The following is a 15,362-nucleotide window of genomic DNA, read 5'->3' on the forward strand; positions in this document are numbered from 1 at the left end:
GATGACGTACCTTCCTTCCCCCACTGTCAGCGTGATCATCTGCGCCTACACCGCTGAGCGCTGGAGCTGGCTCCTGGACGTTATCGACTCCCTCCGCGTGCAAACCTTGGCACCCAAGGAAGTCCTGGTGGTCATCGACCACAACGAGGAACTCTACGAGCGGTTGACTGCGACCGTGGATGACGTCACCGTCGTGAGGAACACCGGCCCGCGTGGACTCTCCGGGGCGCGCAATACCGGCGTGGGCCTGGCGGACTCAGACGTTGTGGCCTTCCTCGATGATGACGCCGAAGCCGCCCCGGACTGGCTTGAACGCCTCATGGCGCTCTATGACGATCCTGAGGTGCTCGGGGTGGGCGGCCGGGTGGAACCTCTTTGGGAGGCCGGGCGCCCCGGATACTTCGGCGAAGAGCTCGACTGGATCGTTGGCTGCAGCCATAGGGGCCTGCCGCGGGTTGCCTCCGAAGTCAGAAATGTGATCGGCGCCAATATGTCGTTCCGGCTGGACGTCATACGGACGGTCGGCGGCTTCAACCACTCCTTGGGCCGCCAGGGCTCTACACCCTTGGGCTGTGAGGAAACCGAGATCTGCATCCGGTCGAAAATGGGCGCCCCCGGGTGCCGAATCGTCTACGAGCCCGCCGCGCTGGTGCGCCATCACGTGCCCGCAAGCAGGGGAACCGTCCGCTACATGCTTTCCAGGTCCTGGTCGGAAGGGATATCGAAAGCTCAAGTCAGCCACGTCGTAGGGCACAAACGGGCCCTCGGTCCGGAGCGCCGGTACGTCCGCAGCGTCCTGCCGCGGGCTGTCGTTACAAGCATCTACGACTGGACGCGCGGCGACCCGGCAGGCCTTGGCCGCGCGGCAGCCTTCGTGGCGGTGGTGGGCTTCACGGCGGCAGGCTACCTGCGGGGACGGCAGCTTGCCCATGTGCCTGGACGCCCTCTGAACCAGCCGGTTCTGGCCGGAGTCAGTCCATGGCGGGAAGTGAAGTGAACGGGGATCCCGTGCACGGCCGTGCCGCCACCGGTGCACCGCATCACCGTCACCGCGACGCCAGAACCGGCACGGCCGCCACAAGCGACGCCGGACACATTAGCCACACCATCCGACCGATATTCATCTAGACAGGGGACAACCATGCGCAACTCGCAATCCAAGGCACTGCAATTCGACATCCACGGCCGCGTCACTATCAGCGTGGACGCAAAGGCGCCGGCAGCCCATCAGCTCCGGACCATGCTGGCATGTTTCGCAACCGACGCAGAACGGCCGGCCGACATCGTCGTCGATGACCGGCCCGAGACGATGCCGGATGCGGGCCTGCTTGAGCACGAGCTTGCGTACACGGACACCAGCGTGCGTTTCAACGCCGATCGCGTCCAGGTGGTGAGGGATGCTGATCAATGGCGCGTTCACGGTGGGGGCGAACTGTTGACCTCCGTGGTCCCGGTTCTCGACGCCGCCATGATCGCTCGGGGAGCCGCCATGATCCATGCGGCAACGATGGCCTACCGCGGCCACGCGATCGCGCTTCCCGCGGCCGGAGGGACCGGCAAGACGAGCACCGCTGCCAAGCTCATGCGGCGCGACGGGTGGTCGTTCATGGGCGACGACTGGGCCTTCCTCGCCGAGGACGCCACACTCCTCGGTTACGCGAAGCCGATGTTCATCAAGCCGCACCACCGGAACATCTACCCCCACTTGTTCGAGGGTGTCCGGAAGCCCCTCGTGCCGCCACAGTTCTCACAGAGCGTTGGCCGGCTCACCACGCTGGTGCACCCGTACGTCATCCGCTATCCGCGCCTCGCCGACTTCTCCCGCCGGTGGTCGCCCGAGCACCGGATGGTTGATGCCGGGATGGCATTCCCCGGGCGTGAAGTGACCACTTCGGCTCCGCTTGCAGCCGCGATCTACATCGAACGCTTCGAGGGCACGCGGACCCGGATTGCCGAGAAGACCACCGATTGGATGGTGGACCGCATGATCGGCAACTTCCACATCGAGATGGCGGGCTTCTCACAGCGGGTCGTCACCGGCTTGGCAGCCACGTCCGTCGTCCCTTGGCGCGAGCACTTCGCGGCGAAAGGGCTCGTGCTGAACAAAGCGCTCGACGGACGTCCCTGCCACCTGCTGCAGGTGCCCGCCGCCTACTCGGCCGACGAGGCCTCGGACGACATCGTTCGGCACCTGGAGCAGCTGCTGCCGTCGGTCCTCGACGAGCAAGTCTGAGGGGGTGGACTCCGTGGGTCACAGCGTTGCCGAAGTTACCGCCGTCGTTCCGGCCCGCAATGCGGAGCACCTGCTCCCGCGCTGTCTGGAGGCCCTGCGCCAGTCCGGTGTCGCCGAGATCATCGTGGTGGACGGGCTGTCCACCGACCGCACTGTGGACATTGCACGGGACCACGGTGCCCGCGTCCTGAGCGATGAAGGGCGAGGCCTGCCCTGGGCTCGAACGCTCGGCGTGCGAAGCAGCAAAACCCGTTGGGTCCTGCTCGTCGACGCCGACGTAGTATTCGGGCCCTCAGGAGTCGCCGATCTGCTGAAGGAACTCCAGGAGAGCGGCTACGACGCCCTCCAGGCCGGCCTCGAGAGCGTGGCCGGACCAGGCTACTGGGGACAGGCGCTGGCACATCACCACCGCACGGGCCGCAGCCGCAATTGGTTCGGGCTCGTGGCGACCATCGTCAACAGGGACCTCATGCTGGGGCTCGGATTCGACGACTCGTTCAAGTCCGGGGAGGACATAGAGCTGCGTTGGCGGATGCGCCAGTCAGGACTGCGCACGGCGGTGTCACAGCGGGTCACCGTTGAACACCGCTTCGCCGCAGACGACTTCGACTTCGCGCTCGACCAGTTCCTCATGGACGGAACGGGACTGGGAAAGATGGTACGCAAGCACGGCTGGCGCGGCGCGAGGTTGGCGCTGCTTCCTGCCGCCGCGGCAGCACGGGGTAGCGCCCTAAGCCTTGCTTCAGGCCAGCCCCGGTGGCTCCGCTACTACGCCGCCTTCTGCTGGTACAACTACGCAGGTCTGGTGAGGGGTCTCTCGTCATGAGGCCCCTGCGAGGGACACCGGTCATGGAGTCCCCGCCGGTCCGACACTCTGCACTGCGCAGCTCCCTAGGCCTTATTGTGGCCAAAGGTGCCCAGACCGGCTCGGGTTTCGCCTTCTGGATCGTGGCCGCGCACGCGGCGTCCACCCGCGAGGTGGGGCTGACCACAGCCGCGGTGTCGGCGGTGTTGATCTGCGCGCAACTCGCCGTATTGGGCGCCGGATCGGCCGTCATCGTCTCCGTAGGGCGGGGGGAACCGCCGGCGCGCGTTCTTGACGCCGCGTTTGCCCTCGTGGGCGTATCCGGGACCGTGCTGGCCCTCGGCTACCTTATCCTGCAGTCGGTAGTGTCACCGGACACGGCCTCGCTTTCGGTCCTCTTCTGGCTCACGTTCATTGTGGCTGCCGTCACCGGGACAATGGGCACGGTACTGGACCAGGCGCTGGTGGCCCTGGGGCGCGGTTCCACTGCGACCCTGCGGTACACATTGGGCGGCGCGGTCTCACTGGGAGCCGCGGCGATCGCAGCCTGGCAGACGCAACGCGCCTCGGCGGACCTGCTGATGGCCTGCTGGACCCTCGGAACCGCCCTGACGTGCATCGTCGGTGCAATCCAGTTGCGAAGGCTTGTCGGCTATCGGCCTCGCCCGTCACTGCATCCGGCGCGCGGCCGGCCGCTCCTGGCAGTGGGCATCCCCAACCAGCTTCTCACCCTCAGCGAACGTGCCCCCGGGCTGTTACTGCCGCTGCTGCTGGCGCACATGGTATCGCCGGAGGCCGCTGCCTACTGGTATCCGGCATGGATGATGGCATGGGCCGCCTACACCGCTCCAATGCTGATCGGCATCGTCCAGTTCTCCGAGGGTGTCCGGGACCCCGGCCGCCTGGTGGCCACAACGTGGGCGAGCTTCCGTTGGTCCCTGGCGCTGGGAGGTATGGCTGCGATTGTCCTCGTCGTCTTCGCCCACCCGCTGCTTCATCTGCTGGGGGACCGGTACGCCAACTCCTCCACGGACGCCCTGCGGCTGTTGGCAGCCGGCGTAGTACCCTACGCGGTGCTTCAGGCCTACAACGCCGCGTGCCGGGCCCGCGGTCGTTACGTTGAAGCCATCGTGGTCGGCGTGGTGCTGGGGGTCGCACTCTGCGTCGCAGCGCTGACGGCGGCAGACAGGGGCGCCAGCGCCATGGCCCTGGCGTGGCTCGTGGTGCTCTCCATCGGGGCAGCGGCGGCCGGCGTTCGGCTCCTCGTTGTCCTTCGTCGAATCAGGCAGGAAACAAAATGACCGCCGTGCTTAAGGAACCAAGCCGCACCCGCGCAGGGTGGAAAGCCCGGGACATCTGGTGCGCTGTGGCAGGCGCCGTGTCGCTGGCGCTCGCCGCAGGGGCTGCTTCCACAGTCGCCGTGCCAGTGGACAGCGATCTGGGACTCGTCGCCGTCCTGCCCTACCCGTTCTGGATCGGGGTCCTGATTCTCAACGCCTCCTTCTTTGTAGCGTTGCGCGGGGACGCTGCGGGACCGGCACGCCGCCCCGTCATGATCTGGCTCGTCATGGTGCTCGTGCTCGTGCTTTTCGGGGCCGCAGCCTTCGCGCAGGACGTACCGCGGGGTGAGGTTGCCTTCCGGCATCTCGGCATCGCCGACGCCCTCACGGACATGAAGCGGATCGATCCGAACATCGACGCATACTTCAACTGGCCAGGCTTCTTCGCCCTCCTGGCCACGGTGCTCGGAGCTACCGGTCTCGACCCCGTGACCCTTGCCCTGTGGGCTCCGGTGCTCAACGTGGGGCTGTGGCTCACTGCCGTGGCTGTCCTCACCGGCTACCTCACGCGGGACCCGCGGCGGCGTTGGCTGGTACTCTGGCTCTTCTGCCTCGGCAACTGGCAGGACCAGGACTACCTGTCTCCCCAGGCCTTCGGCTTCTTCCTCTACCTCGTTGTGGTGGCGATGCTCGTCGGCCCGTTGGCGGCGCGGACCGTAAAAATGCACGGGTTCCGGCGCGCCGACCTGGCGGCATGGTGGCGGGAGCGGTCGCCGGCTGAGCCGCGGCCTGGGACACGGGTGGCTGCACTCGTCGTAACCCTTTTGCTGATCCCGGTTATTACCGCGAGTCATCAGCTGACGCCCTTCATCTTGCTCATGGTCGTTACCGTCCTTACCCTGAGCGGACGGGTATGGGCCAGCCGGCTGCCTTTGATTGTGGGCATAGTGCTGGTGCTCTGGCTCATTTATCCCGCCAGCACCTACTTGGCCGGACACCCACCCATGGAGGATGCCGGACTGCAGATCGCGGCCGAGGCGAACGTCGTCGAGCGCGTCAGCGGGAGCGCCGGGCATCTGCTCGTGGTGCAGCTTCGGGTGGCCCTCACTGTTGTGCTGTGGGCGCTCGCCGCTGTGGGCGCGTTCCGCGACTGGCGCAGGCGGCGCCTGGACATCCGGGTGGTCCTCCTGGCCGGCACGCCACTGCTGCTGTTCCCCGCACAGGCGTACGGCGGGGAAATGCTCATCCGCGTGTCGTTGTTCGCACTGCCCTTCATCGCCCTGCTCGCCTCCTCGGTCCTGCTTCCCGGGGACGGCAGCAAACACCCGTCCCCCCGCGCTGTGGGCGGCCTTGTGCTCACCTGTTTCCTGCTGGCCGTGCTGACAGTGACCGGCCGGTTCGGAAATGCGCAGTACGACATGTTCAGCGACAGCGAGATGGACGCCATCGCCGCCGTGGAGCGTATGGCGCCGCCCGGCTCGGCAATCCTCTCGGCCGCCCACCCGACACCGTGGCGCAGCGGGTCCTACCTCGAACACCGCTACCGGACCATGGACGACCTGTGCCGGGAGGACATGACGGCGTCCACCTGCGGCCCGATCGTCTACAACTACGCCCGGCACAACCAAGGTGGCGCCTTTATTCTCTTCATGCGCTCGACCGAGGCGAGTGTGGTGCTCCAGGGTGACAGCAGTGTGCAAGGTTTCGCGGAGTTTGAGGAGTGGCTTAGCATGCAGAACGGCGTGGAGCTTGTATTCAGCAACACCGACGCACGTGTATACGAGGTGACGCCATGATTCGCGTCAGCCGGTTCACCCTGACGCTTGGTCTGGCGGCCGTCGCGCTGTCACTCTTAACGCTCGTGGGGCTGCCGACACCCCTGCAGACAGTCGCCGCCGCAGCTATCCTCATCCTGCTCCCCGGGCAGGCGCTGGCCCGGCTCATGCCGGTTACGGACTTCGCGCTCGGCGTGCTGCTCGTCCTGGCCCTTGGCCTCGCCGCACTCACAGCCGTGTCCGCGGCGATGTTCTATCTCGCGGTGTGGTCCTGGCAGGCGTGCGTCGTCACGATGGGCGTCATCACCATCCTCGCGTGTCTCGCACGCGCACGGCAGGAGGCCGCGTCATGATAATGGATCTCGTGGGACTGTTCGCCGTTGCCGCGCTGCTGGTCACCCTCGTCGCACTCGAGGTCCGGCACGCTGGACCAGAGATGGGACAGTCCACCCGACCAGCGCTCCTGGGCCGCACGGTGAGCCGCAGAGTGAGCCGAACGGCTGTCGCCGTCCTGTGGCTGATCTGCCTGGTCCTCTTCCTTCCACGTCTGCTGGAACTGCTCACGTGAACCAGGCAGCGCGGTGGTGGCTCGTCAGCGACCTCCACCTCGGCGCGGCTGACGACGACGACCCCCGGCGCCCCGGCGAAGTGCTGTCCGATTTCCTGCGCAGCGAGGTGCTGGAAGCCCCCGGTGCACAGCAGCAGGTTGTCTTCGTGGGTGACACGTTCGAGTTGGCAGGGCTGACTGAGGATGAGAGCCTGGCCCGGCTGGAATCCATCATCTCCTGCCACCGCGATATGGTGCAGGCGCTTAAGGCGTCCGCGGCGCGCGGCGTGCAACTGCACTTCGTGTGCGGTAACCACGACGTGGAGCTGGCCAGGCCCTCCGTTTCCGCACGGCTGTCGGCGCTGCTGTCGCCCGACGAGCCCACGCGGGTCCGGGTGCACCCGTGGTTCCTGCACGTGCCCCACGTGCTGGTGGCCGAGCACGGGCACCAGCACCACGCGCTGCACCGGATTCCCGAGTTGCTCCGTACAGCGGTTAACGGCACCGATGAGCTGCACCTGCCACCGCTCGCGGCCTGGAACGCTGATCCGGCCGGCTCGCGGCTGACCCGTGCCGGGGCCGTTGCCCGGGCCTGCCTGGCATCTGAGCGGGCTGAGCGACGCGTCCGGGAGCCGGCGTACGACGAGCTGCTGCAGACTGAGTCGCTACGGCTCGCGCTCGATGGGGTAGCCGTTCGGGACCTGGCGCGCTTGTCCCGGTTCCGGACGGTGTCAGCGCTTCCGCGCACCGCCACGCGCATGGTGCTCGCGGCCGCCGGGCGCAGCATCGCCAGCGAGGAGGCTCCCGCGGCGGCGGGCCGGTTTGCCCGAACCCTCGAGGCGCACGGTTCCGGGGTGGCCTGGTACGTTTCGGCCCACACCCACAGGGCCCTTGAGTCCGTGCTTGAGGGCGGGTCCACCCGATACGTCAACACGGGCACATGGAGCTCAGACGTCCGCGGCCGGGGACCTGACCAGACGGACCGCCGGGCGTTCCCGTACGCCGTCGTCGACGTGGCCCACGACGGCACCACGAGCGGCGGGCTCCGGTACTGGCGCCCCGACGGTCACTAGCCTTGTGAACCCGGCCCGGCTAGCGCTTCTCCCAGATGGCCACCCAATCCACATATAAATGGCCGCTGGTTCCGGGCTCGGGGCACTCCGGTAAGCAGGATTCAGTCTGCAGCAGGTAGTGCATGGGTGTGTTCGGTGTGGCTGCTGTGCTGACGCCTATTGAACTGCCATCAAGAAAAAACTCAACCCGTCCCGGGGTCCACTCGGTGGTGGCGGTATGCCAGCTGGTGTAGGAAGACGTGGTGTGGAAAAGGTCTACCTGTCCGTCCGTTTTGCTGCCGATATGGTGTACGGCGGCAAAAAGCGATGCCGCGAGGTCCCCTTCGGGGAAGTCGATTTCGCCGTCCAGGGGCCACTGCTTGCTGTCGGGCCAAAGCAGCCAGGCAGTCTTAAAACCCGGCAGGGCATCGGATTTGAACCGCACAGAGTACCGCCCGGATAACTGGCTGTTGTAGGGGCGCTGGCTGGACTCACTGAGCTTAGGTGCCGGGGCCGCCCCCATCGACATCCCGTTTTCGGAGTGCAGATACATGTCCAGGACGCCGTCGTGGACGCTGAGGACCTTGGACGGAAAGTACCCGGACTTCGACTGGTACCACTGGGCAGCCGTATCCGGCGTGCCATCGGTGTAGTTTGCGCTCCACTTCGGCCCGTAGATTCCGCCCGGGAATCCGCCCACAGCCACGTTTCCGCTGACAAAGTCCTCGGTAAAGACCTGCTTCCAACCGGGCAGGTCGCCCACGGGCATGGCCTCCCCGCTGGGCGGGCTGGTATGTGGAGCACGTGAATCGGAAACGAAACTCAAGGAGCCATATGACAGAGCCGAGAAGAGGACTGCCAGGACCAGGAGGCGTACGCGCAGGTGGCGTCGGGGCTGCCCTGCGCCGCCACCCCGTGGCGGGGCCGCTTGGATGGTCCTGGATGCGTTCATGTCATTCAGATGCCCCTGAGGTGCGGACACCGGTCCGGGCCGTATGACCGGCATCAGAGCGATGAACCTGCGGAGAGATACACGCACTGTACCGCAGTCTGTACGGGCGGGGTACGGCCGTCCGCGGCGCCGACTGCCCGGGCGGCGGGGGCTCGCGTTCCCTAACCGGCAGGAGCCTCCGCGGGGACGCCGGACTCCCGGGACTCCTTCTGCCACGGCCAGCGGCCCGTAATTTCCAGCTCAAGGGAAAAACTGAGGAATGTCCGGATGAGCACGATGATGGCCAGGACTCCGACGGTCTCGAAGGTGGGGGTGACTGCCACCGTGCGGATGATGTCGGCGGCAACCAACAGCTCAAGCCCCAGCAAAATCGATCTGCCCAGGAGCTGGCGGTACAGGCGGTAAAAACTCAGTTTCCCCGTGCCGGCAGGAAGGTTCCGCGGCTGATGCCCGCGGAGCGCCAAGGGAACGGACACCAGGGCACCAATGACCATCACGGCTACTCCGGCGAAATCGACAACCTGCCCGCCAGTCTCAATAACTTCGCGAAAATCCACGTTTCCTGCCTTCCTCTGCCGAACGCCTGAACCGGGCCATTCAACCAGCCTACGGGTGGCGCACTCCCGTGCCGGCCAGGACGTCGCGGTAACCCTCGCGGAATGATGGAAACGTGAAGTCCAGTCCGGTGCTGCGGAGGAGCTTGTTGCTGCAGCGCTTGTTTCCGCCGCGTGCCGGACCGGCGTCACCCACCGCCGGCTCGGCCATGCCCAGCTCGGCGGCGAGGAACCGCAGCACGGTGCCAAGGTCTGCCGGGTCATTATCGACTCCCACATAGACGGGCGCCGGCGCAACAGGCATGGTGGCAAGGTGGACAATCGCAGCGGCAGCGTCGTCCCGATGGATGCGGTTGGTGTAGCGGGGGACATTCGGAACGATGGCGGAACCGCTGCGTACCTGGTTGACCAGCCGGGTCCGGCCCGGGCCGTAGATGCCGCCCAGCCTGAGCGCAACGGTCCCGGTCCCGGCAAACCGGGCACGCAGGAGCTCCTCGGCCTCCAGGAGGATCCGGCCGGAGAATCCGCCAGGAGCCGGCACCGTGCCCTCATCGACCCAGCCGCCACCCGCGTCGCCGTAAACGGCCGTGGAGGAGACAAAAAGCACACGGCCCGGCGTCACGCCGTCGCGCTCCAACGCATCAAGAACGTTGATGAGCCCGCGCACATACGCCGCGCGGTAGGCATCTTCCGTTGATGAATCGGCCGCTACGGCGATCACGACGGCGGTGGTGTCTGCGGGGACCGGCGGAAGGTTGGCTGCACTGAGGTCAGTCGCCACACCTTCGATGGCCGCCGGCAGTTTTCCGGGGGAGCGGCGCCATCCCACCACCCGGTGGCCCTGGGCAGCAAACCGTAGCCCTGCTTCGGTGCCGAGGTCACCGCAGCCTGCGAGGAGGACAGTCATGACCTACGGGGCCTCCACCGGGAAGAACACCCGCGGATCCTGCAGGAGGGCCGGATAGGTGAAAGCAGAGCGGTCAATGATCTCCGTGACTGTGAAGTTCCTGCCAAACCTGCCGTCCTCCAGCGTGATCGGCCGGCCCACTACCTGTCCCACGGCAAACTTGTGGCCGTGTTCGAACGGGACGGCGACGGGTGTTTTTCCGGGGAGAGTGGCGAAGGCTTCCTCCTGCGCCTGGCGTTTGCGGGTGGGCTTCTTCACCTGCGGCTTGGGCGGCGCCTTCCGCGGCTGCTTCGAGGGCCGGCGGGATCCGTCCTCGATGTAGACAGGGGAGTAGCCGTCATCCGGCTCGTCCTCAGCAGCAGGGGCGGCGGCAGCCGGAAAACCGTGCACCGGCGGCAGCGCCACCGTGTCCAGGGCCTGGGGGTCGACGTCCCGATGCGGCGAACGGAGGATCCAGAGGATATCGCCCTCGGGTTCCTGCGGCAGGAACTCGTGCTTCGGCTCCGGCCAGATGTAGTCCATGTCCGGTACCGCGTCCCCAAAGACCGACGTGTAGAACTTCGGTTCCTTGCGCACCAGTTTGGAGCGGTGGCTGAGGTGGAAATCCGGATCGCCCAGCCATGGCGGCATCGGAATCCTGGCGGCGTAGTCCGGGTGGGCTGCCTGCGGCGCGAACTCGGTGATGTTCTCGCGCGTCTTATCCGGGTGCCCGCGCGTGGTCCATTCATCCACCATCGCCAGCCCGTACATAGTGAGGGCGGGGACGTAACCCATCCACATCCGGATCGCAGGGTGGGTCTGCCAGCCGTATCCGGGAATCACCAGGGCGCGCAGTGTCTGCAGCGCTTCGACGCGCTGTTTGCCGAGCCGGGCAGTATCCAGGGCAGCGGCGCTCTGCCGGAAATCGGGGTACGGGAGGAAGGTTTGCATCCCTTCAGTCTGACGGCACCTCGCGGATGTGCCAATTGCAGTGCCGGCCGCCACACACGCGCGGCGGAAGTGTTCACATAGTGGACCTATGCATACATCGGCGAGCCGCAACCACTAAGATCACCGCAACAACCCACCGTTTCGGAAGCTCTCTCATGACATCAACGCCTGAAAAAACCGCCGGAATCTCCCGCTCCTTCGCGCCCCGCTACGGGCAGATGCTGAGTCCGGAAGCCAAGGGCATCCTGGTCCTTGACGAATTTACCATTGACCCCGAGGTTGCCCGGAAGGACCAGCACCGTTTCCGTGACGGTATCGCCGCCGTCGCCCGTACGGTGCGCCGGATCGCAGCACTCAGGGTGATCATCGCGATCGTGGCCATCGGCAACCTTCCGCTGTTCCTGCTCTCCAGCGGATGGTGGATTTACGGTGTGTCGCTCGCCCTCGTCCTCGCAGTGCACACCGCCGTCACACTGCTGAACCGGCACGAGCCCCGGCTCAAGCAGCAGTCGGAGCTGGAGCTGCACATGCACCGGGAGAAGAGCGCCAACTACCGCAAGGTCCGCGACGCCGTGAAGTACATGATCGACACCCCCAGCCGCATGAACGAGCACCTCTACCTGGAGCTCCTGGCAGTCAAGCGCGTCGCCCTCAACCTGGCCCACGGCACCGTTGCCCTCCTGGACACTAGCGACGAGTCGGCCTGGAAAGTGCGGATTGTGCGGGAGCTGCCCGCCAGCAGCTGAAGCCTCCGGCTCCTTCGGGAGCATTAAAAGTACGACGCCGGCGCGCCCCTTCTGGGGGCACGCCGGCGTCGTCTTTGGTCAACGGAATTTGTCTATCGCCGACCGGTTTGGGGAAGCCGTGCCGTGTTCTGGCACTGCAGTGCCGTCAATGGTTAGGCAGGCAGCTGGATGACCTGTCCCTCAAAAACGAGGTTCGGATCGGAGATGGTATCCAGGTTGGCGTCGGCGAGCTGCTGCCAGCCGCCGTTGATGCCCAGCTTGCCGGCCACGATGCTCAAGGTGTCGCCGGCCTGCAGTGTGTAGGTCTCGCCGCTCAGCGCCACCGCCCTGACGTGCTTGGCAACAGGAGCCGTGACGGGGGCAGCCTGGACTGGGGCGGCCTGAGCTGGCGCCGCCTGGACAGGAACAGACTGCACCGGGGCACTCTGCGGTGCTGTGCCGGTGGCGCCGCCGCTCAAGCCAAGCTGGGAGGAACAGGAGGGCCAGGCTCCCCATCCCTGGGCCGCCTGGACCTGCTCGGCTACAGCAATCTGCTGCTCACGGCTTGCGTCTGCAGCCGAACCAGTGCCGCCGTAGGCAGCCCAGGTGCTGGGGCTGAACTGCAGGCCGCCGCTGAAGCCATTGCCGGTGTTGGTGGCCCAGTTGCCGCCGCTCTCACACTGGGCCAGAGCGTCCCAGGTGGAAGTGCTCGTTGCGGCGTTGGCCGCGGTTGCCGACAGGGCGAGTCCTGCGGCGGAGATGGCGGCTACGGTGGCTCCGCGGCGCGCGGCAGTACGGAATCTGGTGTTTTTCATGATGGTTATGCTCCTGAAGGCCACCAGCGCTGGTTCCGTCCCCGGAGATCATCGCGCTACTGCCCACCCCTGACGAATTGAGGTCAATTTCGGTGGCTGCCTGCTGGGCAGTTCTGGTGGAGGCAGCACCTGGCATTCATGTTCGCCCGCTGGCCGGGCATGCATTTCACGCTAGGACATAGCACTGCCGTTATCAAATCGAGATTTTTTCTGGGCGTTGTCTGGCAGTTTCCTGACCGAGCGCAGCGGCCAAGTATGGGGCTGTACGGCTTTCAGGGGACTGGGCCACAACGGCCGGAGTCCCGGTTGCCATGATCCGCCCGCCTTTGTCCCCGCCGGACGGTCCGAGATCGATGACCCAATCAGCCCCGGCCACCACCGCCATCTCGTGTTCGACAACCACCACAGAGTTCCCGGCATCCACCAAACCGTGGAGCTGCGCCATCAACAATTCCACGTCCGCCGGGTGCAGCCCGGTGGTGGGTTCATCCAACAGGTACAGGGTGTGCCCCCGTTGCGCGCGCTGAAGTTCCGTGGCCAGCTTGATGCGTTGCGCTTCTCCGCCGGAGAGCTCCGTTGCCGGCTGCCCGAGGCGGAGATAGCCGAGCCCCACATCCTGAAGGCTTTTGAGGCTCCGTGCCGCGGCAGGGACCTGGGCCAAGAACTCCGCGGCAGCATCCACTGTCAGGTTCAGTACTTCGGCCACAGTCTTGCCCCGGTACTCCACCTCAAGCGTCTCGTGGTTGAAGCGAGACCCGGCGCATTCCGGGCACGGGCCGTAGCTGCCGGGCAGGAAAAGCAGTTCTACCGCCACAAAGCCTTCGCCTTGGCAGGTCTCGCAGCGGCCGCCGGCAACGTTGAAGGAGAACCTGCCGGCACCAAAACCCCGGTCCTTGGCTTGTCGGGTTGCGGCAAACTTCTTCCGGACCGCGTCAAAGAGTCCCGTGTAGGTGGCCAGGTTGGAGCGCGGCGTCCGTCCGATGGGCTTCTGGTCCACTGTCACCAGGCGGTCGATGCCGCCGCTCCCGGTAACGGTTCCCAAGGCCAACGGGTTGCCGGCTTCCCCTGCCTCATCGGGGGACTTGAGTCCTGAGGCCACCACCTCTCCCAGCACCCGGCTCACCAGGGTGGACTTCCCCGAGCCGGACACGCCGGTGACGGCAGTCAGGACGCTCAGGGGAAAGCACGCCTCCAGTCCACGCAGGTTGTGCCGGCGGACGTCCTTCAGCTCCAGCCATCCGGCGGGCTCCCGCGCCTGCCTTGCTTGGGCACCACCAGGGACCTGCGGCAAAGCGTCGCCGAACAGGAAGGGCCTGGTGACTGATGCTTCGATGTCAGCGAGCCCGGCAACGGGTCCGCTATAGAGCACCTCGCCGCCGCCCTGACCGGCACGGGGGCCCACGTCCACCAGCCAATCGGCCCGGCGCACCACATCCATGTTGTGCTCCACCACGAACACCGAGTTGCCTGAAGACTTCAGTTGCTCCAGCACCTCCAGGAGAGGCTCGGCGTCCGCCGGGTGGAGCCCCGCTGAAGGTTCGTCCAGCACGTAGATCACGCCGAAGAGGCCGGAACGCAGCTGCGTGGCGATCCGGAGCCGTTGCATCTCGCCCGGCGACAGCGTGGGAGTGGCCCGGCCGAGAGCCAGATAGCCGAGCCCGAGATCCAGCAGGACTGTAATGCGCTGGAGCAGGTCCCGCGTGATTGCCACCGCAACCTCGTTGGACTCACCGGCGAGCTGCCTGCGGGAGGCCGTACCGGGGTCGTGCAACTCCGAGGTGGGGCGGAGAATCTCCGCCAGGTCCGCCATGGGAAGGCGGTTGAGCTCCGCAATGGTCCTGCCCGCGAACGTGACGGCCAGGGCCTGCGGTGTCAGCCCGGTACCCGAACAGCGCGGGCATGGCCCCGACTCCATGTACGCAAGCACCCGTTCACGCATGGATGCACTCTGCGAATCTGCCAGTGTGTGGAGGACGTAGCTCCTGGCGCTCCAGAACCGCCCCTTGTAAGGTTTGGCAACCCGGTCGCGCTGCGGAGTTACCTCAACCACAGGCTGTTCCTCCGTGAAGAGGATCCACTCCCGGTGCTTCTTCGGCAGTGTGCGCCACGGGACGTCGACGTCGTACCCCAGGTGAGTGAGGATGTCCCGCAGGTTCTTTCCCTGCCACGCGCCGGGCCAGGCAGCGACGGCACCGTCGCGGATGCTCAAGGACGGGTCCGGGACGAGCGAGGATTCCGTGACAGTATGCGCGGTTCCCAGGCCGTGGCATTCGGGGCATGCCCCGGCGGCCGTGTTGGGGGAGAAAGCATCCGAGTCGAGTTGGATGCTGCCTGCCGGGTAGGTGCCCGCGCGGGAAAAGAGCATGCGCAGGGAATTGGAGAGCGTGGTGACGGTTCCCACCGTGGACCGGCTGCTGGGGGCGCCCCGGCGCTGTTGGAGCGCGACGGCGGGCGGCAGGCCGCTGATCAGCTCCACCTTGGGATTGTGCCCCTGTTGGATGAGGCGGCGTGCGTAAGGGGCAACCGATTCGAAGTAGCGCCGCTGGGCTTCGGCGTGAATCGTGCCGAACGCCAGGGATGACTTCCCGGAACCGGAAACTCCCGTGAATGCCACAATCGCGTCCCTCGGAACATCGACGTCCACGTTGCGGAGGTTGTTTTCGCGTGCTCCACGCACCCGGACAAAGCCGTCGGCTGCGTGGGCAGGAGCCGGATACTGCAGGTGGTCAGCGTGCTTGGCGTTCTGCATTGGTTTGACTCTAGTGGCGTTTCCGGGAGAGGGCATTA

Annotated in this window: 15 protein-coding genes; 9 read left to right on the forward strand and 6 right to left on the reverse strand. The window is 66.3% G+C overall.

Annotated features, from left to right (window positions below):
- Position 1: 1 nt before the first annotated feature.
- From AC5RVY_RS14840 to AC5RVY_RS14875, 8 genes are all read left to right on the forward strand, one after another.
- Positions 2–997, forward strand: a complete 996-nt coding sequence (locus AC5RVY_RS14840) for a glycosyltransferase family 2 protein (RefSeq protein WP_493955466.1) — start codon at positions 2–4, stop codon at positions 995–997.
- Positions 998–1,141: 144 nt separating this feature from the next.
- Positions 1,142–2,233 (forward strand): hypothetical protein, encoded by a 1,092-nt coding sequence (locus AC5RVY_RS14845; protein ID WP_493955467.1) that lies wholly within the window; start codon positions 1,142–1,144, stop codon positions 2,231–2,233.
- A gap of 4 nt (positions 2,234–2,237) precedes the next feature.
- A complete protein-coding gene (locus AC5RVY_RS14850; RefSeq protein WP_493955468.1) occupies positions 2,238–3,059 on the forward strand; it encodes a glycosyltransferase in 822 nt (273 codons plus the stop codon).
- A 23-nt stretch (positions 3,060–3,082) separates the two neighbouring features.
- The gene (locus AC5RVY_RS14855) at positions 3,083–4,339 is read left to right on the forward strand and encodes a lipopolysaccharide biosynthesis protein (protein ID WP_493955469.1); all 1,257 of its coding nucleotides are present in this window, start codon (positions 3,083–3,085) and stop codon (positions 4,337–4,339) included.
- Complete coding sequence (locus AC5RVY_RS14860; protein WP_493955470.1) at positions 4,336–6,114, forward strand: glycosyltransferase; 1,779 nt, start codon at positions 4,336–4,338, stop codon at positions 6,112–6,114. The genes AC5RVY_RS14855 and AC5RVY_RS14860 overlap by 4 nt, the downstream gene beginning before the upstream one ends.
- Positions 6,111–6,446: a hypothetical protein gene (locus AC5RVY_RS14865; RefSeq protein WP_493955471.1), complete on the forward strand. Its 336-nt coding sequence runs from the start codon at positions 6,111–6,113 to the stop codon at positions 6,444–6,446. Before AC5RVY_RS14860 ends, AC5RVY_RS14865 begins: the two co-directional genes overlap by 4 nt.
- Positions 6,443–6,661, forward strand: coding sequence for a hypothetical protein (locus AC5RVY_RS14870; RefSeq protein WP_493955472.1), 219 nt, complete (start codon positions 6,443–6,445; stop codon positions 6,659–6,661). The genes AC5RVY_RS14865 and AC5RVY_RS14870 overlap by 4 nt, the downstream gene beginning before the upstream one ends.
- Positions 6,658–7,713 (forward strand): metallophosphoesterase family protein, encoded by a 1,056-nt coding sequence (locus AC5RVY_RS14875; RefSeq protein ID WP_493955473.1) that lies wholly within the window; start codon positions 6,658–6,660, stop codon positions 7,711–7,713. The genes AC5RVY_RS14870 and AC5RVY_RS14875 overlap by 4 nt, the downstream gene beginning before the upstream one ends.
- A gap of 19 nt (positions 7,714–7,732) precedes the next feature.
- On the opposite strand, the gene AC5RVY_RS14880 is transcribed toward AC5RVY_RS14875, so the two are convergent.
- From AC5RVY_RS14880 to AC5RVY_RS14895, 4 genes are all read right to left on the reverse strand, one after another.
- A complete protein-coding gene (locus AC5RVY_RS14880) occupies positions 7,733–8,644 on the reverse strand; it encodes a glycoside hydrolase family 16 protein (RefSeq protein WP_493955474.1) in 912 nt (303 codons plus the stop codon).
- A gap of 161 nt (positions 8,645–8,805) precedes the next feature.
- The gene (locus AC5RVY_RS14885; protein WP_493955475.1) at positions 8,806–9,201 is read right to left on the reverse strand and encodes a DUF1622 domain-containing protein; all 396 of its coding nucleotides are present in this window, start codon (positions 9,199–9,201) and stop codon (positions 8,806–8,808) included.
- Positions 9,202–9,250: 49 nt separating this feature from the next.
- Positions 9,251–10,105 carry an SDR family oxidoreductase gene (locus AC5RVY_RS14890; protein ID WP_493955476.1) on the reverse strand — a complete coding sequence of 285 codons (855 nt, stop codon included), beginning with the start codon at positions 10,103–10,105 and terminating at the stop codon, positions 9,251–9,253.
- A gap of 3 nt (positions 10,106–10,108) precedes the next feature.
- Positions 10,109–11,035, reverse strand: coding sequence for an MSMEG_6728 family protein (locus AC5RVY_RS14895; RefSeq protein WP_493955477.1), 927 nt, complete (start codon positions 11,033–11,035; stop codon positions 10,109–10,111).
- 155 nt (positions 11,036–11,190) lie between these two features.
- On the opposite strand from AC5RVY_RS14895, the gene AC5RVY_RS14900 reads away from it, so the two are divergent.
- Entirely contained in the window at positions 11,191–11,781 is a 591-nt protein-coding gene (locus AC5RVY_RS14900; RefSeq protein ID WP_493955478.1) for a hypothetical protein, read from the forward strand.
- A gap of 152 nt (positions 11,782–11,933) precedes the next feature.
- On the opposite strand, the gene AC5RVY_RS14905 is transcribed toward AC5RVY_RS14900, so the two are convergent.
- Together AC5RVY_RS14905 and uvrA are read right to left on the reverse strand one after the other, a co-directional pair.
- Entirely contained in the window at positions 11,934–12,575 is a 642-nt protein-coding gene (locus AC5RVY_RS14905) for a transglycosylase family protein (RefSeq protein ID WP_493955479.1), read from the reverse strand.
- Positions 12,576–12,768: 193 nt separating this feature from the next.
- Positions 12,769–15,324: an excinuclease ABC subunit UvrA gene (gene uvrA / locus AC5RVY_RS14910; RefSeq protein ID WP_493955480.1), complete on the reverse strand. Its 2,556-nt coding sequence runs from the start codon at positions 15,322–15,324 to the stop codon at positions 12,769–12,771.
- Between the last annotated feature and the right edge of the window lie 38 nt (positions 15,325–15,362).

This window comes from Arthrobacter sp. Ha26 (assembly GCF_059091705.1).